The organism is Pseudoalteromonas rubra, from assembly GCF_005887115.1.
GTDB lineage: Bacteria > Pseudomonadota > Gammaproteobacteria > Enterobacterales > Alteromonadaceae > Pseudoalteromonas > Pseudoalteromonas rubra_F.
This window is the reverse complement of the sequence record NZ_PNCJ01000010.1, coordinates 1-20,767: the sequence shown is the minus strand read 5'-3', so window position 1 is coordinate 20,767 and position 20,767 is coordinate 1. Positions and strand designations below refer to the sequence as shown.

Genomic DNA, 20,767 nt, shown 5'->3' with positions numbered 1-20,767 from the left:
GTCAGCTTTAACAGTGAATGGAATGAGGATATGAGTATTGTTTTAACCACCCAGTGTCGTGATGATGTGGGACTAATTGCCAAAGTAACGGGGCTCTGTTTTGAGCATAATCTGAATATAGTCCGTAACAACGAATTTGTAGATAAAGCAGGTGAGCGCTTTTTTATGCGTACAGAACTGACAGGTGATGTCGGTGAACAGTTTTTGCCGCAACTACGCAGTGTGCTGCCAGGCGGTGCGCAAGTACACTTACATGGCAATGAAAAAACCAAAGTGGTCCTGCTTGCCACCAAAGAAGCCCACTGCCTGGGTGGTATGCTGCTAAAGCAATACGAGAATGCCTTTAACGTTGAAATTCAGGCGGTGATCGCCAACTATGATACCCTGAAGCCGTTGGTAGAGGGCTTTGGCGTGCCGTTTCATCTGGTATCGCATCAGGGGCTGACACGTGAACAGCATGACGATGCCATGGCTCAGGTTATTGAGCAATACCAGCCCGATTATATCGGCCTGGCCAAATATATGCGGGTGCTCAGCCCACAGTTTGTTGCCCGTTTTAGCAATCAGATCATTAATATTCACCACTCGTTTCTGCCAGCGTTTATCGGAGCAAAGCCTTACCATCAGGCGTTTGAGCGCGGGGTAAAAATCATTGGTGCGACGGCACACTTCGTCAACGACGAATTAGACGAAGGCCCGATCATCATGCAGGATGTCACTCAGGTGAGTCATGCCGATAGCGCCGAGGCCATGGCGAAAATGGGCCGGGATATTGAAAAAGTGGTGTTCTGCAAAGCCATTCAACTGGCCACGGAACATAAGCTGTTTATTAATGGTAATAAAACCGTGGTATTTGCCTAGCGTAATAACAAAAACGCCAGCATCTTCGTGCTGGCACTCTCCTTGTCACGACATGACTGTTAACTCTGGCTGTCGAGGGGTTCCAGTTGCAGCTTAGCCGCAATCAATACCGCCTGAGTGCGGTTGTAGACCCCCAGTTTACGAAATATCGCCGTAATATGTGCCTTAACCGTGGCCTCTGAGATATTCAGCTCATAGGCAATTTGCTTGTTGAGCAACCCTTCATGCAAATATTGCAACACCTTGTATTGCTGTGGCGTTAATGATGCAATTTGCTGTGCCAGCTGCTTATCTTCTCCGTCGAGTTCTGCAATCTGATCTTTGAGGCTGGCTGGCAACCAGACATCGCCTTCGAGCACCTGATTGAGTGCCTCGACAATCTCCTTTGATGAAGACGCCTTAGGAATAAAGCCCATGGCGCCATAACCCATGACTTTGGAGATTACATTGAGGTCTTCACTGCCCGACACCACCACAATGGGCAAACTCGGATAATCTTCACGGATGCGGATGAGGCCATACAAATCGCCATTGCCCGGCATATGTAAATCCAACAACAGCAGATCCAGCTCGTCCTGTTCGGATAATTGTTGCAAGGTTTGCTCGAAGTTTTCAGATTCGAAAATCTCCAACCCGTCAAACTGGTTTTGCAGCGCCCCTTTTAATGCTTCGCGAAACAAAGGGTGATCGTCCGCAATTAAAAACTGGTTCATGCTTGGCTCCTAAAAAATCGGCTGTCATGTCGACAGCCGATATAGTAGGTCAATATTTTGTCATAATTCAAGCGATTAACGCTCAATTAACGGTTTAGTCTGTTTTCGATCAATTCATCGACCACACTTGGGTCCGCCAAAGTCGAGGTATCACCCAGTTGCTGATACTCATTGGCAGCAATTTTACGCAAAATACGGCGCATGATTTTACCCGAACGCGTCTTCGGCAAGCCTGGTGACCATTGGATCATATCCGGCGAGGCAATTGGACTGAGCTCTTTGCGTACCCAGTTACGCACTTCTTTGGTCAACTCGTCCGTGACTGCGACCCCCTCGTTGGGAGTGACGTACACATAGATCCCCTGACCCTTAATATCATGCGGGTAACCCACTACCGCGGCCTCAGCGACAGCTTCATGCGCAACCAGAGCACTTTCAATCTCAGCGGTACCTAAACGGTGCCCAGAGACATTCAGCACATCATCCACACGACCGGTGATCCAGTAATAGCCATCTTCATCGCGACGACAGCCATCGCCTGTGAAATACACGCCCGGATAGGCCGAGAAGTATGTTTGCTCAAAGCGCTCGTGATCTCCATAAACGGTCCGCGCCTGAGAAGGCCAGCTGTCCAGGATCACCAAGTTACCTTCTGTTGCGCCCTCAAGCGTGTTGCCCTCTGCGTCGAACAAAGCTGGTGCAATACCAAAGAAAGGACGCGTCGCCGAGCCCGGTTTCATGTCCGTTGCTCCCGGTAATGGTGTGATCATGATGCCGCCGGTTTCAGTTTGCCACCAGGTATCTACGATGGGGCACTGACTGTTACCTATCTTTTCGTAGTACCAGCTCCAGGCTTCCGGGTTGATTGGCTCACCCACCGAGCCCATGATCCGCAAGCTGGTGCGCTTCGAGCTGGCTACTGGCTCATCGCCTTTGGCCATCAACGCACGGATAGCAGTCGGGGCAGTATATAAAATAGTGACATTGTGTTTGTCTACCACTTCACCGATGCGACCGGAGCTTGGGTAAGTCGGTACCCCTTCAAAAATCACCTGAGTACAGCCATTTACCAGCGGCCCATAGGCCATATAACTGTGCCCGGTGATCCAACCGACATCGGCGGTACACCAGTAAACATCATCGGCTTTGACATCAAAGACATACTCGTGCGTCATGGATGAATACACCAGATAACCACCGGTGGTATGTACGACCCCTTTTGGTTGGCCGGTTGAGCCAGACGTGTAAAGGATAAACAAAGGATCTTCGGCATTCATCGGCTCTGGCTCGCACTCGCTGGCGACATCTGCCACCAGCTCATGCCACCAGACATCGTGTGCCTGCCACTCTACTTCACCACCAGTGAGCTGATGCACAATCACGTGCTCAATGCTGACGCCATCCTGATTGACCGCCTCATCAACATTGGCTTTGAGCGGCACACAGTTACCGCCGCGACGCCCTTCATCAGAGGTGATCACCACTTTGGCCCCTGAGTCTTTGATCCGATCCGCAATGGCTGACGGTGAAAAGCCACCAAAGACCACAGAGTGCACAGCACCGATACGGGCGCACGCCTGCATGGCGTAAATCGCCTGAGGGGTCATTGGCATATAGATGGCAACACGGTCACCTTTTTTAACGCCCAATTTTTTTAGGCCATTGGCAAGCTTAGCCACTTCATCGTGCAGTTGCTGAAAACTAATGTGCTCACTTTGCGTTGGATCATCACCTTCCCAGATCAGCGCGACTTTGTCTGCGTTAACTTTGAGGTGGCGATCAATACAGTTATAAGACGCATTGAGTACACCATCTTCATACCATTTGATGCTGATGTGACCTTTGTCAAAAGAGGTGTTCTTTACTTTGCTGTAAGGGGTAAACCAGTCAAGGCGCTTTCCGTGCTCGGCCCAGAATGCCTGAGGATCGTCAATGGATTGTTGGTATAGTTTTGTATATTGATCGTTATCTACCAGCGCTGCGTTCCTGATAGCTTCAGGAACCGGATAAATGCTCTGTGACATAGTCATCTCCATGTTGATTTTTGGCCAGACGGCGATGCACCAAGGATCGCCCACTCTTTTTATATTAAGTATTAGACCTTAGTTGTACTTGCACCCATATTGCAAACATAGTAGATAAGTTAGCCCCTTCTCAAGGTGTAGTGCCAGTCACAAGTAGCGCAAAGTACAAGACTCCTCTATCCACATCCCACCTTAGTCGTATAGACCAAAGGTTAATTGAGTAAAAAGCCGCCATCAACAACATTGAAAGGTAAGAGGCACATTCGCTGATCTCAGCCGGGGCATGTCTGCGCAACCCGGAGCAATGCAAACAGGAATTCAACTATGACAACAGCAAAAAAAAATCATTTAACGCTCAGCGCCCTGGCTGTGCAAAGCGCGCTACTAAGCGGCCTGCTCGTTTCAACTGTCAACGCAGCAGAACTCGGCAGTACCGAAGTAAAATATGGTGGATATATAAAACTCGATGCCATCTGGAGCGACTTTTCCGATGGCAGCTTACCTTCACAGCACATTGGCCGGGATTTTTATATCCCCGGTACAACACCGGTTAGTGGAGGCGAGCCCAAAGATGCGGTATTTGACATGCATGCCCGTCAGTCTCGCTTCAGCCTTGCAACGGATACTAAGCTGGATGATGGCAGCAGTATTCAAACCAAGGTTGAGCTGGACTTTATCGCTTCTACGGGCGGTAACGAACGGGTGACGAACTCTTATTCTCCTCGGATCCGTCAAGCCTATGTGACCTATAAAGGTTGGTTATTTGGTCAGGCCTGGTCCAATTTCCAGAACGTCGGTGCGTTACCGGAAACACTGGACTTTGTCGGACCGGCAGATGGCACTGTGTTCGTGCGCCAGGCCATGGCTAAGTACACAATTGGTAACTGGTCCTTCTCGGCCGAAAACCCGGAGAGTACCATCACCTCTGAAGGTGGTGCCCGTGTTGTTACCGATGATGCTGGTATGCCCGACTTTACCGCTCGTTATACCTATAAAGCCGACTGGGGTCACTTGGTCGTCGCCGCATTAGGCCGTGAACTGACCTATAAAGTTGCGACGGCTGATGAAAGCGAAACCTCTTTCGGCATCAGTGCGTCTGGCCGGGTCAACTTTGGTAAAAACAACTTTAAATTTATGCTGACCCAAGGTCAGGGGTTGGGTCGTTATGTGGGCCTCAATGCCGCACATGGCGCTGTCTATGATGGTAAAGCGTTACATGCGATTGATTCAACGTCTGGCTTTGTTGCATACCAGCATTACTGGAATCCACAATGGCGCTCTACGTTCCTTTATTCTTTCTTCTCTGCGGACAATGACAAAGATCTCTTGGGCATCACGGTAGATCCTACAGAGTCTACCACCAGCTATAGTGCCAACATTCTTTACTCACCCGTGAAGAAACTCACTTTTGGCGCTGAATATAAGGTCGCAACCCGCGAAACCGAAAGCGGTGCCGAAGGGGATCTGGACCGTCTGCAGTTCTCCGTGAAATATGTTTTTTAACTCCCGCAGCAAAAAGCCCGCTACTGCGGGCTTTTTATTTTATTTGTGTCTTGTCGAGCGAGCTTATAAGGTCGCCTTACGCTCGTTGTAATATTCAATCAGCTTATCTACGGCTTCCTGACAGTATTCCCGTACGCCCGCAACCACCATATGTTTCTCGCCCTGGCCCACTTGCTCATCGCCATGGAACAGGTTGAATCGCAATACGATTTTCCCGCGTTTGCCTTCAAAGGTAAACTCAGGCTCCGCAGGCTGAAGTGCTACTTCTTCAATATCGAGTCTGTCCAGGTGGATGGACATAGACTCATAGATCACCATGGGACGTGCCGGGTTAATCATCACATCCTGCTTTGCCATCAATGGAATAATCACATGAGGAAAGGTGGTGCCAGAGAATTCGACGTAGTTGCGGATCAGGCTGCTGGTCAGGCTGTCACACTGTTTGCGCTCACCACTGCGTTTCACCGACAGCATCACTTTGTCATCTGAGGTGATATCAAAGGCATCGCTCAGGGGTGGAAAATGCAGACGGCTGGTTTCATCGACCATGCCCACAAAGTCAAAGTGCATATTCTCACTTACACCGTAGCGTTCAAGCACTAACGAGAACAGCAAGTCACCCGGTACACAGAATTTCTTAGCATCGACATCGTGCAAAGGGTTAAAGTCATCCGCCACCTGTTTAGCAAACTGGCTGGCCTGCTCGCGGCTAATCGCCACGCTATCCATTTCTTGCTGGTAATAAGGAGTTAGCATAATTCACTTCTGTATTGCTTTAAAACCGCGCTATGTTAGCAGAATTATGACTCTGAGAGGTCATATCTGTTTAACTTTCCTGAAAAGGACGCTTTAAGTTATTAAAAGTTTAGCTTTTGCAGTAACTTGACTAAATTAAAATAAAGCCATCAGTGGCTCATAGCCCCATGTGAACAACAACACCGCGCTCAGCACGACAAAAATCACATAGGCGATCAGACCACTGCGCATAGTAGGCGCAGATGATACAGGCTCTGCAGTTTTGCCCGTCAGCAAAGGCTTAACCAGGTTTTTACCTCTCAGGCGATAAACCACAATCGCACTAACGTGGATGGCAATGGCAATCAATAAAATATCGATATTGGTATGATGAATATCCCCGGCAAGCTCAGCCCAGCTATATGGGACATGCGCCACCAGCGGTCCTTCGACCAGAATATCATCCGTAGTAAATAAACCGGAAATGAGCTGCACACTGACTAAGATAAAGAAGGCAAGTACCATCAGACTACCGGCCGGGTTATGGCCAACATAGGACGCTGACGATTTTAACGAAGCCAAAATCGCTTTAGGTGAATGGAATAAGCTACTGAGTTTTGCCGTCTGACTACCGATGATCCCCCAGATCAAACGTGTTGCCATGAGCGCCAGTAACACATATCCGGTTACAAAGTGGATCTCCAGCCAGCCTTCCTCGCCGCTGAAATACAGCACCGCAATGCCGATGACCAGTAACCAGTGAAAGCCACGTATGAATCCATCCCAAACTTTAGTTGCCATTTTACTACCCCGAGTGATTTTGCTTTTAACCCTCGCAGAGTATCACAGGCAGGTAAAATACGTGAAGACAGGGCGATGATTTGCGCTCACCGCCCCAAACTGTGAGATTAACCTTACAAGCACGCTTGCAAGATGGCGCGCGATTTGGTCAGATCAACCTGCTGATGTTCACCCAGGGCAACCATGCCGTGACGTTCAAGCTGTGCCACGATTTTATCGGCTGCATCTGCGCCTACACCATAGTCACTCAAGCGGGTTTTCATGCCCAGAGACTGGAAAAAGGCTTCTGTTTTCTCAATGGCCTGGTCAATGGCCTGATCTTCATCGCCGATTTCTAACCCCATGACACGCTCGGCGTATTGCAGCAGTTTGCCGCGCTTAGCATCGCGCTGCTCATGCATCATGCGTGGTAACACAACCGCCAGTGTCTGAGCATGATCTAAGCCGTAAACCGCGGTCAGTTCATGACCAATCATATGCGTCCCCCAGTCCTGTGGCACACCAGAACCAATCAGGCCATTCAGTGCCATGGTTGCAGACCACATCACATTGGCACGGACTTTATAATCCACTTGCTCAGAGAACAACTTAGGCCCTTCCTCCATCAACGTCAGCAACAGGCCTTCGGCAAACCGATCTTGAACTTTTGCCTCAATGGGGTAAGTCAGGTATTGCTCCATGACATGAACAAATGGGTCGACCACGCCATTGATAAGCTGGCGCTCAGGCAATGAGGCCATGACCTGAGGATCCAATACCGCAAACTTGGGCTGAACCTTAGGCGAAGCAAATGGCAGTTTGTCATTGGTTTCCTTATTGGATACCACACTAAAGCTGTTCGATTCAGACCCAGTTGCTGGCAGGGTTAACACCACACCCAAGTCCAGTGCAGACTTTATTTCAGCGCCTTTGGCAAGAATATCCCAGGGCTCACCGTCAAATTCAGCCGCCGCCGCAATGAACTTGCTACCATCAATGACCGAGCCACCACCCACAGCCAGCAAGTAGGTATAGCCTTCCTGTCTGATCAGCTCAACCGCCTGCATACAGGTCTGATAGCTGGGGTTAGGCTCAATACCGCTAAACTCACCCCAACTATGATTGGCTAATGCATCGTTCACCTGCTGATAAATCCCATTGCTTTTAATACTGCCACCACCGTAGATGACCAATACTTTCGCATCGGCCGGAATACTGTCTGACATCGCCCCTATCTGGCCTTCTCCAAATAGGATTTGCGTCGGATTGTGAAAACTGAAATTCAACATGCTCTGTTCCTGTTAATTTGTGACTCGATATGAAACGACCCTCAGTCTAGCTTGCCCGTCTGTGATGATCATTAGTTAACAGGCAAATTAATTTTGCCATACAGCAACAATATAAATACTATACTGCTATTGCTTGCACTGGAGAGATAAAAATGTGGCAGGGTTTGGATATTTTTCTCGCCGTTGTTGAACATGGCAGCTTTAGTCGGGCGGCACAGGCGCTTGATGTATCGACCTCTCATGTCAGCCGTCAGATCCAGCAACTGGAACAGCGACTGGGCACGCTGCTCCTGCAGCGCACCACGCGAAGCATAAACCTCACCGATGCAGGTAAACACTATGCCGCCAAGCTGAAACTGATCCAGCAGGAGCTCAGTGAAGCCAACGACCAGCTGCTCGGTGGCCAGCAAATTCCCAAAGGACATATACGTATTACCGGCGCCGGAGATTTTGTTGCCAACCGGGTTGCGCCTGTAATTGCCGAGTTTTGCCTGCAATACCCGGAAGTCACCGTAGAAATCGATTTTAATAACCGTAATGTCGACCTGGTTGAGGACGGCTTCGACCTGGCCATTCGCTTTGGCCGAATGCGCGACTCCAGTCTCATTGCCCGTAAACTGACCCCCAGACCCATGACCCTGGTTGCCTGTCCTGACTATCTCAATAAACACCCGGCACCCACACACCCCCATCAGCTGAGTGAGCACAACTGCCTGTTGGCTGCCAATAACCGCTGGCGCTTCGCCATCGACGACAACATTGAGGAAGTCAAAGTCAGCGGAAACTGGCGGACCAATCACCCTCACGCTTTATTGCAGGCCTGCCTGCAAGGTCTTGGCATTTCGCACCTGGCGCGCGATATTGTTGAACCGCACCTTGCTTCAGGCGCGCTGATCACTCTGCTGGATGAGTTTCAGGTCACGGATAATGCCTCCTGGCTGGTTTACCCGCGTAAAGATCTAATGCCATACCGTGTGCGCTTACTCATTGATTTTCTGTTAGATCGTTTTAATACGTCGACTGACTAACGAGTGCCTGACTGAAGAATACCAATTTCACTCAATACCTGTTCAATTTGACGGAGCAAATATGACGCTAACGGCGTTAAAAATTTCTCAATTAGGACAACTAAATAATAAAATTTTTGCCTTGCCTACATGGACGTAGGTACCTCAGCGATAGTAGGACGCGTGAGCGGTGTTATCGACCCTATTTTCTCGCCTCAAAATAGAACCCTTAATTAAGAAAATTGGTATTAACTTGATCTCTTTGCTTGATTACACTAAATTATATCGCACACGATATAATCACAAGAGATTTAAAATGACCAAACTATACGAGTTCAGTGCCAATACATTGCAAGGACAGCCCTTTGAATTTAGCAGCCTGCAAGGCAAGGTCGTGCTGGTTGTGAATACCGCCAGCCAGTGCGGGCTGACGCCTCAGTACGAAGGACTTCAGGCACTGCATGAGCAATATGCAGAGCAGGGTCTGACCATTATAGGCTTTCCCTGTAACCAGTTTGGTCAACAGGAGCCCGGCAGTGCTACTGAGATACAACAGGGCTGTCTGATAAACTACGGGGTTGATTTTCAGATGATGGAGAAAATTGAGGTCAATGGAGACAATGCCCATCCATTGTATGGCTACCTGAAAGACGCCCTGCCCGGTTTGTTCGGTAACAAAATCAAGTGGAACTTTACAAAGTTCTTGCTGGGTAAAGACGGTCAGCCATTGGCACGCTATGCGCCGACCACAAAACCTGAGAAAATAAGCAAAGATATTGAAAAAGCATTAAGTGCATAAGATGAAAGAACAGCCGACGCAATTGCGTCTGGACAACCAACTATGTTTTAGCTTGTATGCCGCATCACGTCAGGTCACACGGCTCTATCAACCCTTGTTGAAAGCCCATGGCCTCACCTATCCGCAGTACATAGTCCTGATGATCCTGTGGCAACACGACGGGTTGTTAGTCGGAGAGATAGGCAAGCGGGCGCAGCTAAACAGCAACACGCTCACACCTCTGCTCAAACGACTGGCACAGCAGGAATTGGTGACACGGGTGCGCTCTGAGCGTGATGAACGCCAGTGCCATATCTATCTGACGGAAAAAGGTAAAGCGCTGGAGGCCGCCTGTAGCTGTATTCCCCAGCAGATGCTGGCACAGACCAATATGCCAATGGCAGATCTACAACAGCTAAAGTTACTACTGGATACCTTTTTAAACAGCCAGTTAAATGACAGCTAAGCAATAAAAAAGGCTGAACCTGAGTTCAGCCTTTTTTACCATGCACATCATGGGGTTAATATGAGGCCGGACCTCATTACCCGATGCTGGGGTACTCGCGGTATGCTTTTTCCAGCTTCTTCGCTTGCTTCTTAGATACTCCCAGGTGGTTCAGTGCCACACGTAAACGCGCACGCGACAGATCTGAACCAAGAATTTCCATCGCATCAACCACTGAGGTCGATGAGGTTTTGCCAGTAATGGCAACGAAAATTGGCTCCAGGAAGTCTTTGATCTTCAGTTCGTGGAAAGTCGCCACCGATTTAGCCACTGCGAAGACCTCACTCTTGTTCCACTGACGCAGCTTATCCAGCTCCCAGATGAAGAATTGCAGTGCCTGACGCACCGTTTCTTCCTCCGCCTTACCAGCTGTCAGTAACGCAGGATCATACTCTGGAATACCACCCACAAAGTGACCAGCAAGGCCTACCAGATCTGACAAGGTGTTAATACGCGTCTTCGCTTCCGGCAGCACACGCGCCAGCATCTGGCCATTGAGTTTCCAGTCAACGAAGCGCTCAATGAGTTGCTCGTCACTTAGATCTTCACGGATCCACAGACCATTCAGCCAGCTCAGCTTATCGATATCAAATACCGGTCCGCCCAGTGACACGCGCTTCATGTCGAAGTGTTCAATCATCTCGGCCAGCGTAAACTTCTCGCGCTCATCCGGCATAGACCAGCCCATACGGCCCAGGTAGTTCAGTACGGCTTCAGGCAGATAACCCATTTCTTTGTAGTAGTTAATCGAAGTTGGGTTCTTACGCTTTGACAGCTTAGATTTATCCGGGTTACGCAGCAGTGGCAAATGGCCCAGTACCGGCGCCTGCCAGCCAAAATCTTCGTATAGCTTCAGCAGCTTAGGTGCTGAGTTGATCCACTCTTCACCACGGAAGATATGACTGATCTGCATGTGGTGATCATCAACTACGTTGGCCAGGAAGTAGGTTGGGAAGCCATCTGCTTTAAGCAGTACCTGCATATCGACATTTTCCCACGGGATCTCAATCTCACCGCGCAGGTAATCGTTAAACTTGAAGCTGCCTTCTTCCGGGATCATCATACGGATCACATACGGCTTACCTGCATCCAGGTTTGCCTGAATTTCTTCCTGGCTCAGCTTCAGACCGCGACCATCGTACTTAGGGCGTAACCCTTCAGCCATTTGCTGTTCACGCATTTCGTCCAGCTCTTGCGCCGTTGCGAAGCAGTAGAACGCCTTACCTTCTTCAACCAGTTGGTGAGCATATTTTTTATATAAATCGCTGCGTTCAGACTGACGATAAGGACCAAAATCGCCGCCCACATCCGGTCCGTGATCCCACTCAAGGCCCAACCAGCGCAGGCTGTCCATAATGGCCTGCTCAGATTCAGGTGTGCTTCGTTGCTGATCGGTATCTTCAATACGCAGTACGAATTCACCGTCTTGCTGTTTCGCAAAGCAGTAGTTGAATAACGCAATATAGGCCGTGCCTAAATGGGGATCGCCCGTCGGTGACGGGGCAACACGCGTGCGGATAGTCATGTTTTTTCTCTTAAATTATGTCTAATGAGGTCATGAGGCTAATGCTAGCATAGCCCCTTGTACGGGCAAACCGCTGATATGCAGTTTACGGGTGTCGCGCTCAGGCTGCCTGTTCAAGCTTTTGTAAGTACGCCACAATGTCGTTCGATTCATACAACCAGGTCACCTGGTTTTGCTCTTCAATTCGAAGACAAGGCACCTTAATTTTACCACCCTGCTCTTGCAGTTCCTGACGATATACCTGATTGTTCATGGCATCACGGGTTTCCAGCTTCAGCCCTTCGCGCTTAGCGGCACGGCGAACCTTGACGCAAAACGGGCAGCCCTTGAACTGATACAGCTTCAAATTAGCAGTTTGCGCATCCAACTTCGCCTGAGCATCTGCCGGGCGTTTTTTGCTGCGCGGGGTAAAGATAAAATCAAACAGTAAGATCAGACTGCCAAGAAGCATACGGATTAATTTCATAGTTAGACTCCAGGATTTTCATGGCGCGTAGAATACCACAAACTTCCCGGATAATTGGTACATATTGGCTTAAAAAAGTTCGATATCTGAGCTTGCAACTTGTTCAGATTCAAGCCCCAGAGCACCGAAAAAGACGACTTTATTCCGACCATGCTGCTTAGCATGATAGAGCGCCCTGTCTGCCTGGTTAACTAACTCAGAGACTTGCATCACGTCCGTGACTTCAGTGTAACCTCCACTCAACGTGACGGTCTTTACCTGAGGAAACGTAGCCAGGCCTATGACATCACGCACTCTGTCCAGCAATGACTGCGCTTCTGTATCTGAATGTGCCTGAAACAGAATAGCAAACTCCTCACCACCATAACGAAAGACATAGTCTTCCGCGCGAAAATTGTCTTTGAGGTATTGCGCAGTCAGCAAGATCACTTCGTCACCGATGACATGACCGAAGGAGTCATTCACACGCTTAAAATGGTCGATATCAAACAGCGCAAGATACCAGTTGCGCGCATTATGTGCTTCTCTTGGCTGCAAAAATCCCTGCCCAGATGCTATCTGAAGTACTCTTTCGTCGAAAGTTTGCCTATTGAGTAACTGAGACAAAGGGTCAATTCTGGCCAAGGCTAACGTATGCCACTGATGAAAGAATACATTCATCAGGTGTGCCGTCAGGTTACAGTTAGCCGGAGTGAGCGCCTCGTAGACCCAAAGTAAGCCAATCACCTGGTCGTCAAGTCGCAAGGGCATGCAGGTGTAGGATTTGCTGATCAACGCTGGCTTACCTCTGCACAACTGGGCTTTGTCGAGCATATCTTCTAATGCCAGCGACTGCGCCACATGTTGCTGATAAACCAGCTTCAGGGACTCTTTGCGTGACAGGCTGGGGCGAATAAAAAAGCTCAGTGCCGAATCTGGCAGCAAAGATGCCAGAATGTCACAAAACTGCTGATACAACGCCTGCTCTTCTTTGAGCTGCAATAAGCTGATGGTGTATTCGTGTCCGCAAGTGGATATAGTCACATGGTTGCCCGGTGATCAGATTCACTCTAAAGATTAGCGTTTATTTACCAGCTTTCAATAATCCCATGCAAACATGCCTGCGCAATGAATTCTATTCAATTGGCGCAGGCGGAAGATAAAGTCTTAAACTGACCCGGCATACACATCCAACAACACCAAGTCATCGCGGTGCACAACAACGTTGGACGCTGGGTAGCCCAGTGTCAGAGGGATCTCACTGCTGTGTAAGCGTTTAATTTGATCCATTTCCTGATGATCAAATGCCACTAACCCTTTTGCAACCAACTGACTATCTAGGTCTCGTATTTCTATCACATCGCCGCGAGAAAACTCACCTCCGATAGCGACTATCCCTTTGGCCAGTAAACTAGCCCCCTGATGAGTAATGGCCGTCACCGCACCGGGGTCACATTGTACATACCCCGTTGATTTAGGACCGGAAAGCAGCCATTTTTTACGTCCCTCCAGGGGCGCGTCAAAACGGACAAAGGTGGTACTTTCTGCCGTACCTGCCATCACCTGCTCGATCACCTGCGGCTCAGCACCTTTAGCAATAATAGTCTCGATACCGGCGCGCTGTGCTGTACGCGCAGCTTCGAGTTTTGTGTACATCCCCCCTGTGCCCAGCTTGCTACCTGCGCCTCCCGCTAATGCCATTAAAGACTGGTCGATAAACTCGACTTCCGAGATCAATGTTGCCTTGGGGTTGCTGCGAGGATCGGCAGTGAACAAACCGGGCTGATCCGTCAACAGCATGAGCTTGTCAGCATTGGCCAGAATAGCCACGAGCGCTGACAAGTTGTCATTATCACCGACTTTAATTTCAGACGTGGCGACGGCATCATTTTCATTCACAATGGGGATCACCTGATGTTTTAACAACTGAGTGATAGTATCCCGGGCATTGAGATAACGCTCCCGATCTTCAACATCTGCACGGGTTAGCAACAACTGAGCCACCGGCTGCTCAAATAAGGAAAACACCGACTGCCACAGATGGATAAGCTGGCCCTGACCAATAGCGGCCAGCATCTGTTTCTCTGCAATCGAAACACCGACACTATGCGCAACAGCATCTCTGCCGGCTGCTACCGCACCACTAGACACAAGAACGGGTGAATACCCCTGTTGTTTTAGCGCCATACACTGGGTGACGATATCGACCATGCGAGGCTTATTCAGCTTGTCTGTACCGGCTGTTAATACACTGGTACCCAGCTTGATCACTACGACCTTACTTTTTTTCATTCCTCATTCCTTCACTGTACAAATGACAGGCATTGAGCCCTGTTATAACACGAAGGTGAACGCAAAAAAATCGGTGACCATAAAAAGCGCTGGATCAAAGAAAGGCTCACTATCGCTTGCGTTGTCAGGCCAACTCGTTTAAAAAGCCAGTGACGTTAAGTATTGAATGGGGCTGACACCATGAGCAAACCAAATAAAGAACTGAAAATGCTGCCTTTACTCTTCGTGAGTATCGCATTGTGTATTGGCGGGCACTTTATTTTGCAGCCCAACTATCAGGATAGCCATATCGCAGAATATGCCTTAGCGGCCCTGCCTTTTCTAATGTTTGCCATTGTCATTATCGCCATAAAAATCGCCATCAAAGCAGATAAAGAGGATTAAACAATGGCGCTTTAACGATCACAGTTTGTGATAGCCAAACCATTGTGGAGCAAGCGATTGTGACTGACCACTGGGTGTCAGACGAACATAGTGCTGGCCATCAATGAGATCTAACATTATGCAGTCATCTACCTCATACAAATCATCTTTATGACGCAACTCCACCTGAGGCAGCAAAGTGTCTAAAGCGCGTGCCTTTGCTGCCTGGGCTGTGGGTGCAACAAACAACCCAAATGCGTGCTGCTCAGCCAAAGAGTCGCGCTGATATCCACCCAGATTAACGAAATAAAGATTAGGCTGTTGCTCGGGCGGTTCGCTGACCAAATCAACCTCATATCCGTCGATATGCTGCAGTGCAACATAGCTGTCCATATGCACTTTATCCTTGTCCCCTACCCATTGTTGTTTCAAGGCGCTAAAAGTATCTTCGATACGCACACCAACGACAAACCGTATGTCATGCATTTCAATATGGCAACCACTCAACCGGCCGCCCAGGTACACCATAAATAACCGCATTTCTGACCCTAACAAGTGTGTTTGACACCATTTTATAATACCACAGTCACTTTTTGGTCTCAGTTCGATGTCTTTTTAAAGGAAAATACGGTATTGGTGGATAAACGAATAAAATAACACAAGGAAAACCCTGTCATGATCCGGTTAATTTACCTGGCACTGATCTTATTCAGTGGGATCAGCATGGCTCAGTTCACACTGATACACAATGTCAACGGCTACACACCGACCCGAGGTGGAGAAATTAACACCTTTTCGACCCTGGTGATCAAAGATGGTAAAGTCGTCAGAACTGGCGACAAACAACTGGCTAACCAGTACCCAAAAGCCAGCAAGTTTAATGGTCAGGGTATGACTTTACTACCCGGCCTCATTGACGCACATGGTCATGTTATTGGGCTGGGAAATAACCTCTCCCGGCTTGACATTCGTGAAGCTGGTTCAGTCGAAGAAGTCGGCAAATTATTAGCGGATTTCAGTAAAGAAAACCCCAAAGGGTGGATCCTGGGGCGAGGCTGGGATCAAACCCGCTGGACACCCAGTACGTTTCCGACAGCTGAGGATTTGGATAGATTTGTAAAAGACAGACCTGTCGTACTTACACGTGTTGATGGACATGCAATCTGGGTGAATAGTAAAGCCATGGCATTAGCCGGGATCAACGCCCAGAGTCAGTCTCCCGCGGGTGGAGAGATCATTCGCCACGCGTCAGGTAACCCAACAGGCATATTTATCGATAAGGCTGAAAGCCTGGTCAAAAGATTTATTCCACCCACCTCATCTGCGCATCTAAGCCAGTCTTTGAACAAAGCCGGCGCGCATCTGCTCAGCCTGGGAATTACCAGCGCACATGATGCGGGCATCGACAAACAAACCTGGAAGCTGTACCGCAGCCGAGCAGAAACCCAAACGTTGCCGCTGCGTATCTATGCTATGCTCAGCGCGGCTGATCCACAACTGGAGAGCATGCTGCAAACCGGGGTTTATAAAGATAAACGCGATATGCTGTCTATTCGCAGTGTCAAAATCTACGCAGACGGGGCTTTGGGCAGCCGCGGCGCTGCACTGCTCAAAGAATATAAAGACCGTCAGGGATATCGGGGGCTCATGCTAGAACAACCCCAACACCTCGAACAACTTATTGCACAGGCCGTGAGACATGGTTTCAGTGCACATACTCATGCAATAGGGGACCGAGCCAATCGTCTGGTGTTGGATAGCTACGAAAATGTGTTCAAAACAACTGGGGGGAAACTGCTAAGGAATCGGATCGAACACGCCCAGATCATTGAACCGAGCGATATTCCCCGTTTTAAAACTCTGGATATCATTCCCTCGATGCAACCCATACACGCAACATCGGATATGCACATGGCTGAGCAGAGGCTCACCGACGAACAATTACAAGGTGCCTACGCATGGCAAACTTTCTTACAACAAGGCAGCAAAGTCGCGGCTGGCTCAGACTTTCCCGTAGAATTGGCTAATCCGTTCCATGGCCTACATGCCGCCATTACCCGTATGAATGCCCAACAACATCCGCAGCAGGGCTGGCGTAACCACGAGCGATTAACCCGCAAACAAGCTTTGCAGGCATTCACTCTGGACGCGGCTTATGCGGCCTTTCAGGAATTCAAACTGGGAAGTCTGGAGCAAGGGAAATGGGCTGACTTTATCTTACTGGATAAAGATTATTTCAAAGTACCGGAGCAGGAAATAAGGGATATTCAGGTCATGCAAACCTGGATTGCAGGTCAGTTACGTTATTCGAAAGATTAATCGATGATGATAAAATAAATACACAGCGCGGTCGTGTAACCGCGCTCGCTCTATGACTGAGGACTGTTATCAGCCTTGTGCAGCTTAGCCAGATGATAAATATTTACCAGTGCCAACAAACCATTGGTTAAGGCAACGGGCCAGGCCGTTATCATGACCCCATATATGGTGAAGCAAATACACCCTGCGAGGTTGAACCAACGTAATTTAACCACATTGGACATCATCAGAGAAATGACTAAAAAAGCAGACGCAATATAACCTAAAAGTTCCCAAGTCATTTGTTCTCTCCTCGCAAGTGAGTTAGCATTATTCAGTGTAGACGCCAAGGCTCAGAATGCTGGATAATGATATCAGCTTAGCTGGCGTTGACCTGCGTTAATAAAAACCGCGGTTGCCATCAACACAGGCTACACGAATAAAAAGGCTAACTCACTAAACCCCACAGAAATTAGGACCTGAAATAAGCTCTAACACGGGAACGGGGGTGAAAAGCACTTAGCCTCTCAATCGGGTGAGTTAGCGTGAAACCGATAAGTGTCATGCTATCTTCATAACAAATTAATAAATAGGACAATTGTCCGAAGAGCCATCCAGATGTTTCAATATCATTTTTCAACCACTTTGGTGGAACAACTGCTCAGTTTTGCAGGTAACAGTTTTCAGCACACAAAAAAAGAAGTGCTAATCCATCAGGATGAGCCCCTCACAAAGCTGATCCTGGTGAGAAGTGGTACTGTGTCTTTCAGCTATGATGTTGGGAATGGCCGACGCCTGCTGCTTGGCCAGCTGGACTGCAATAATACTTTGATAGGTGAAATTGAAGCGCTCAATAATCAACCCTGTATATACACAGTGACGTGCCTTAATGATGTCCAATATAATTTGATTGAACTTAAACACTGGCGACAACTATTACTTTCTCAGCCTGAGTTGAGCCTGTATACCGCACAAACCATTGCAGCGAAATTCACTGAGAACCAAAAAATAAACCTGGACAAATTGTTACTGCCTTTGAGCTATAACATTGCTAAAGACTGTCTGCTCAGAGCCGAAAACAATCACCCGGCGCTGTTGCGTGCCTATTCAACCGTGAGCGCAGAAGCAGAACGTTTCGCCACAACAGAGCGTGCCTATCGCCGCGTGGTCACCGAACTTGTTGATAAAGGGTTAATCGTTAGAACATCAGACGGCTTAAAGCCCGTAGATTTGACTAAATTGCAAGCTTTTATAGATGCATTTGCACAAATTTAATCGTTCATTATTCTTCAGAAAAATGGATTATTAACACATATAACGTGATAACCTAAAAGTACATCAGTAGGTTATTATTTTATGTGAAATTTTGGATAAAGTTCGAGCAGTTCACTTGACGAAAAATTAATGTCGGCTTATCCTCTAAACACTAATTTGCATGCGGGGCAAGGCTCTCTTACATCTGCAAAGCATTAGTGACTACTCTCAGTTTACTTGGATTTAAAGGAAAAGGTAAAAATCATGGGAAACAAACAATTCAGACTAACTAAACTTGCCCTGGCATTGGGTGTAACGGTTAGTTTAGCAGGCTGCTTTAGCGACAATGACAATAATGTTGACATCCAGCAGCCACCGCAAGACAAAACAGTTGCTGTTTTACCTGACGACATTGTTGTTGACAAGAAAGCAGGCTCATTCTCAATCGTCGTAACAGACTCTGCAGGTCAGCCTCTGAGCGACGAAGTTAGCGCTACCATCAACTTTACTAGCAGCAACGCTGCGAGCATTCTGAATACTGCGGGCGATGCACTGACAGAAGAAGATAGAGCAGCCACAGGCGGTTCATTCGCGTTTACTGTAGATGCAATTCCTGCTGACGGTCTGTCCTTTGATTTCGTAATCACAGCTGATGGTTTCCTTTCTAATTCAGGTACAGTTGAGCTTTCGAGCACAGACACCGATGTTGCGGATCAGGTTCGCCTTACCGCTCGCTCTCTTGAGCAAGCTGATGATGCAGCGCCTATCATTGCGACCACAAGCACACTTGAAGCACTTGCAGGCGATGGCGTAACAACGTCTTACACCGCTGATGGTGGTCTGGCACTTAACGGTGCGGACAGCATTACGCTGAGCAAAGATCTTGACGCTGCTAAGAACACTAACAAAGCAGCCGGTGGTGTATCGGTTACTTTGGATAACGGCACAAAGTTCTTGGACAAAAACAATGAACCGCTTCAATCAGTACCTACTCTGACTGTTGCTTACTTCGGTAACGAAGCAACTCGTTCAACGTCTGAACTTGACACAGCGGCGACACAAGAGTCTTCTCTTGATGCATTCCCTGGCGGCCTTGGCCTGACAGTCTCTGAAGACGAAACAACTAGTCGGGAAGGTTCATTCGCTACAGGTGGTTTTGTTGCAATCGAGCTGGTTGACGAAAACAACAACAAGGTTGATAACTTCGATGGCGGTAGCATCAAAGTTGCAATGAAAGTTGACAAAAATACGTCAAACACTTGTCCGATGACTTTTGACGGCGATGCATCTGATGCAGCAGCGGTTAAAGCAGCTGCCGAAGCAGGCATGTTTAAAAACGGTGTATGTACTCAAGCTGTAGCACCACGTCAAATTGCAGTGAACGATATCTTCCCTGTATGGAGCTACGACGAAGACGCAGGTAAGTGGTCTTTCGAAAGCTATGGTGTAGTTAAAGCAGATGCAAATGCAGAAGCAACAACACATAACGTTGCTGTTTCAGTTAACCACCTGTCATACTGGAACCTGGATTTCTTCACTTACATCATCGGTGCTGATAAGTGTACTAATCGTCGCTTAAGCTTTGACATCAAAGATTCAAACGGTGCTGACAGCCAAGTGTATGCTGATGTACTGGTTGAAGCTAACAGCTACCGTCTACTGATTGGTGCATACAACCGCACTAATCTTGCAAAAGGTACTTTCAGAAACCCACCTTCATTCCCAGTTAAACTGAAAATGATGAAAGATGGTGAGAACATTCTGGATGGCGCTACTCTGGCAGATGGTACAACTCTTAACCTAGATGATAATGGTGTAGCATCAGGCGTACAGTTCACTGACCTGTGTGACCTAGATGGTGGTACTCTGCAGCTGACTACAGCGCCTGCTGCTAACATTGTTAAGCCACTAACACCTCAGTTTGTGTGTGCAAGCAATGATGCAGACGAGCAACCTACACCAATCACTACACCAACAATTGCTCAGCTGTTCCGTGGTGGTCGCTTCGTTAAGACCTTCTACCCTTCAGGTCAGTTTGAAGTAAGCCTGGAGAATGGCGATTCGGCGGCTTACACCGTTCGTTATAAGAACCCGAACAACAACACGTGGTTCACTCAGGCAATTGAAGCTAACACAACAGCAGCAACGCTTGATATCCCAGTTACTTGTACTGTTCGTAACCTAACAGGTACCGGCGGTAGCTAATTACTAGAGTAAACTGAATTAAAGCCGCGTTTACGCGGCTTTTTTATCGCCTTTGAAATAATATCAATTTCACGCAAAACTTGCTCAATCTGAACCAACCAGTATGAAGCTAACAACATTAAAAACCTCTTATACCAATTTGCCTAATTAAGTGTTCTATTTTGAGGCGAGAAAATATCGTCGAGAACAA

At 48.2% G+C, this 20,767-nt stretch carries 20 protein-coding genes; 9 read left to right on the top strand and 11 right to left on the bottom strand.

All coding sequences use genetic code 11. The features are described 5' to 3' along the window. Positions 1–30 precede the first annotated feature (30 nt). Positions 31–861, top strand: a complete 831-nt coding sequence (gene purU, locus CWB98_RS07060) for a formyltetrahydrofolate deformylase (RefSeq protein ID WP_138544216.1) — start codon at positions 31–33, stop codon at positions 859–861. A gap of 59 nt (positions 862–920) precedes the next feature. Here the strand turns inward: purU and CWB98_RS07055 are convergent, their stop codons facing one another. Then, on the bottom strand, positions 921–1,574 hold the full coding sequence (locus tag CWB98_RS07055; protein WP_054014446.1) for a response regulator transcription factor: 654 nt from the start codon (positions 1,572–1,574) through the stop codon (positions 921–923). 86 nt (positions 1,575–1,660) lie between these two features. Further along, a complete protein-coding gene (gene acs / locus CWB98_RS07050; protein ID WP_138544215.1) occupies positions 1,661–3,598 on the bottom strand; it encodes an acetate--CoA ligase in 1,938 nt (645 codons plus the stop codon). Positions 3,599–3,922: 324 nt separating this feature from the next. Between acs and CWB98_RS07045 the strand changes: the two genes are divergently transcribed. Continuing rightward, a complete protein-coding gene (locus CWB98_RS07045) occupies positions 3,923–5,101 on the top strand; it encodes a DcaP family trimeric outer membrane transporter (protein ID WP_138544214.1) in 1,179 nt (392 codons plus the stop codon). A gap of 63 nt (positions 5,102–5,164) precedes the next feature. Here the strand turns inward: CWB98_RS07045 and CWB98_RS07040 are convergent, their stop codons facing one another. The 3 genes from CWB98_RS07040 to CWB98_RS07030 form a co-directional block, all read right to left on the bottom strand. Beyond that, positions 5,165–5,857 carry a DUF3581 family protein gene (locus CWB98_RS07040; RefSeq protein WP_138544213.1) on the bottom strand — a complete coding sequence of 231 codons (693 nt, stop codon included), beginning with the start codon at positions 5,855–5,857 and terminating at the stop codon, positions 5,165–5,167. Positions 5,858–5,992: 135 nt separating this feature from the next. Further along, positions 5,993–6,637 (bottom strand): cytochrome b/b6 domain-containing protein, encoded by a 645-nt coding sequence (locus CWB98_RS07035; protein ID WP_138544212.1) that lies wholly within the window; start codon positions 6,635–6,637, stop codon positions 5,993–5,995. 113 nt (positions 6,638–6,750) lie between these two features. Beyond that, complete coding sequence (locus tag CWB98_RS07030; RefSeq protein ID WP_138544211.1) at positions 6,751–7,905, bottom strand: iron-containing alcohol dehydrogenase; 1,155 nt, start codon at positions 7,903–7,905, stop codon at positions 6,751–6,753. Positions 7,906–8,057: 152 nt separating this feature from the next. On the opposite strand from CWB98_RS07030, the gene CWB98_RS07025 reads away from it, so the two are divergent. The 3 genes from CWB98_RS07025 (at position 8,058) to CWB98_RS07015 (ending at position 10,156) form a co-directional block, all read left to right on the top strand. After that, positions 8,058–8,933, top strand: coding sequence for a LysR family transcriptional regulator (locus CWB98_RS07025; RefSeq protein ID WP_138544210.1), 876 nt, complete (start codon positions 8,058–8,060; stop codon positions 8,931–8,933). Between the two features lie 295 nt (positions 8,934–9,228). Further along, positions 9,229–9,711: a glutathione peroxidase gene (locus CWB98_RS07020; RefSeq protein ID WP_138544209.1), complete on the top strand. Its 483-nt coding sequence runs from the start codon at positions 9,229–9,231 to the stop codon at positions 9,709–9,711. 1 nt (position 9,712) lies between these two features. Then, the gene (locus CWB98_RS07015; protein WP_138544208.1) at positions 9,713–10,156 is read left to right on the top strand and encodes a MarR family winged helix-turn-helix transcriptional regulator; all 444 of its coding nucleotides are present in this window, start codon (positions 9,713–9,715) and stop codon (positions 10,154–10,156) included. Positions 10,157–10,232: 76 nt separating this feature from the next. Here the strand turns inward: CWB98_RS07015 and gltX are convergent, their stop codons facing one another. From gltX to proB, 4 genes are all read right to left on the bottom strand, one after another. Beyond that, positions 10,233–11,720 (bottom strand): glutamate--tRNA ligase, encoded by a 1,488-nt coding sequence (gene gltX / locus CWB98_RS07010; protein WP_138544207.1) that lies wholly within the window; start codon positions 11,718–11,720, stop codon positions 10,233–10,235. Positions 11,721–11,820: 100 nt separating this feature from the next. Continuing rightward, positions 11,821–12,186 (bottom strand): glutaredoxin family protein, encoded by a 366-nt coding sequence (locus tag CWB98_RS07005; RefSeq protein ID WP_138544206.1) that lies wholly within the window; start codon positions 12,184–12,186, stop codon positions 11,821–11,823. Between the two features lie 69 nt (positions 12,187–12,255). Next, on the bottom strand, positions 12,256–13,209 hold the full coding sequence (locus CWB98_RS07000; protein ID WP_138544205.1) for a GGDEF domain-containing protein: 954 nt from the start codon (positions 13,207–13,209) through the stop codon (positions 12,256–12,258). A 123-nt stretch (positions 13,210–13,332) separates the two neighbouring features. Then, positions 13,333–14,457 (bottom strand): glutamate 5-kinase, encoded by a 1,125-nt coding sequence (proB, locus tag CWB98_RS06995; RefSeq protein ID WP_138544204.1) that lies wholly within the window; start codon positions 14,455–14,457, stop codon positions 13,333–13,335. Positions 14,458–14,637: 180 nt separating this feature from the next. Here proB and CWB98_RS06990 point away from each other — a divergent pair, with 180 nt between their 5' ends. Beyond that, the gene (locus tag CWB98_RS06990; protein WP_054014645.1) at positions 14,638–14,841 is read left to right on the top strand and encodes a hypothetical protein; all 204 of its coding nucleotides are present in this window, start codon (positions 14,638–14,640) and stop codon (positions 14,839–14,841) included. A gap of 18 nt (positions 14,842–14,859) precedes the next feature. Here CWB98_RS06990 and CWB98_RS06985 read toward each other — a convergent pair whose 3' ends face one another. Beyond that, positions 14,860–15,360 (bottom strand): DUF1543 domain-containing protein, encoded by a 501-nt coding sequence (locus tag CWB98_RS06985; RefSeq protein WP_138544203.1) that lies wholly within the window; start codon positions 15,358–15,360, stop codon positions 14,860–14,862. Positions 15,361–15,495: 135 nt separating this feature from the next. On the opposite strand from CWB98_RS06985, the gene CWB98_RS06980 reads away from it, so the two are divergent. Beyond that, complete coding sequence (locus tag CWB98_RS06980) at positions 15,496–17,139, top strand: amidohydrolase (RefSeq protein WP_171045603.1); 1,644 nt, start codon at positions 15,496–15,498, stop codon at positions 17,137–17,139. 50 nt (positions 17,140–17,189) lie between these two features. On the opposite strand, the gene CWB98_RS06975 is transcribed toward CWB98_RS06980, so the two are convergent. After that, positions 17,190–17,420 carry a YgjV family protein gene (locus CWB98_RS06975; RefSeq protein ID WP_138544202.1) on the bottom strand — a complete coding sequence of 77 codons (231 nt, stop codon included), beginning with the start codon at positions 17,418–17,420 and terminating at the stop codon, positions 17,190–17,192. Positions 17,421–17,736: 316 nt separating this feature from the next. On the opposite strand from CWB98_RS06975, the gene CWB98_RS06970 reads away from it, so the two are divergent. Both CWB98_RS06970 and CWB98_RS06965 read left to right on the top strand, forming a co-directional pair. Further along, positions 17,737–18,393 carry a Crp/Fnr family transcriptional regulator gene (locus CWB98_RS06970; protein WP_138544201.1) on the top strand — a complete coding sequence of 219 codons (657 nt, stop codon included), beginning with the start codon at positions 17,737–17,739 and terminating at the stop codon, positions 18,391–18,393. A 243-nt stretch (positions 18,394–18,636) separates the two neighbouring features. Continuing rightward, a complete protein-coding gene (locus CWB98_RS06965) occupies positions 18,637–20,577 on the top strand; it encodes a hypothetical protein (protein WP_138544200.1) in 1,941 nt (646 codons plus the stop codon). The last annotated feature ends 190 nt before the right edge of the window (positions 20,578–20,767 follow it).

What these genes read in the sequence shown, in the direction of transcription:
- purU (WP_138544216.1), top strand. Translation starts at nt 31, where the DNA reads ATGAGTATTGTTTTAACCACCCAGTGTCGTGATGATGTGGGACTAATT.
- CWB98_RS07055 (WP_054014446.1), bottom strand. Translation starts at nt 1,574, where the DNA reads ATGAACCAGTTTTTAATTGCGGACGATCACCCTTTGTTTCGCGAAGCA.
- acs (WP_138544215.1), bottom strand. Translation starts at nt 3,598, where the DNA reads ATGTCACAGAGCATTTATCCGGTTCCTGAAGCTATCAGGAACGCAGCG.
- CWB98_RS07045 (WP_138544214.1), top strand. Translation starts at nt 3,923, where the DNA reads ATGACAACAGCAAAAAAAAATCATTTAACGCTCAGCGCCCTGGCTGTG.
- CWB98_RS07040 (WP_138544213.1), bottom strand. Translation starts at nt 5,857, where the DNA reads ATGCTAACTCCTTATTACCAGCAAGAAATGGATAGCGTGGCGATTAGC.
- CWB98_RS07035 (WP_138544212.1), bottom strand. Translation starts at nt 6,637, where the DNA reads ATGGCAACTAAAGTTTGGGATGGATTCATACGTGGCTTTCACTGGTTA.
- CWB98_RS07030 (WP_138544211.1), bottom strand. Translation starts at nt 7,905, where the DNA reads ATGTTGAATTTCAGTTTTCACAATCCGACGCAAATCCTATTTGGAGAA.
- CWB98_RS07025 (WP_138544210.1), top strand. Translation starts at nt 8,058, where the DNA reads ATGTGGCAGGGTTTGGATATTTTTCTCGCCGTTGTTGAACATGGCAGC.
- CWB98_RS07020 (WP_138544209.1), top strand. Translation starts at nt 9,229, where the DNA reads ATGACCAAACTATACGAGTTCAGTGCCAATACATTGCAAGGACAGCCC.
- CWB98_RS07015 (WP_138544208.1), top strand. Translation starts at nt 9,713, where the DNA reads ATGAAAGAACAGCCGACGCAATTGCGTCTGGACAACCAACTATGTTTT.
- gltX (WP_138544207.1), bottom strand. Translation starts at nt 11,720, where the DNA reads ATGACTATCCGCACGCGTGTTGCCCCGTCACCGACGGGCGATCCCCAT.
- CWB98_RS07005 (WP_138544206.1), bottom strand. Translation starts at nt 12,186, where the DNA reads ATGAAATTAATCCGTATGCTTCTTGGCAGTCTGATCTTACTGTTTGAT.
- proB (WP_138544204.1), bottom strand. Translation starts at nt 14,457, where the DNA reads ATGAAAAAAAGTAAGGTCGTAGTGATCAAGCTGGGTACCAGTGTATTA.
- CWB98_RS06990 (WP_054014645.1), top strand. Translation starts at nt 14,638, where the DNA reads ATGAGCAAACCAAATAAAGAACTGAAAATGCTGCCTTTACTCTTCGTG.
- CWB98_RS06985 (WP_138544203.1), bottom strand. Translation starts at nt 15,360, where the DNA reads ATGCGGTTATTTATGGTGTACCTGGGCGGCCGGTTGAGTGGTTGCCAT.
- CWB98_RS06980 (WP_171045603.1), top strand. Translation starts at nt 15,496, where the DNA reads ATGATCCGGTTAATTTACCTGGCACTGATCTTATTCAGTGGGATCAGC.
- CWB98_RS06975 (WP_138544202.1), bottom strand. Translation starts at nt 17,420, where the DNA reads ATGACTTGGGAACTTTTAGGTTATATTGCGTCTGCTTTTTTAGTCATT.
- CWB98_RS06970 (WP_138544201.1), top strand. Translation starts at nt 17,737, where the DNA reads ATGTTTCAATATCATTTTTCAACCACTTTGGTGGAACAACTGCTCAGT.
- CWB98_RS06965 (WP_138544200.1), top strand. Translation starts at nt 18,637, where the DNA reads ATGGGAAACAAACAATTCAGACTAACTAAACTTGCCCTGGCATTGGGT.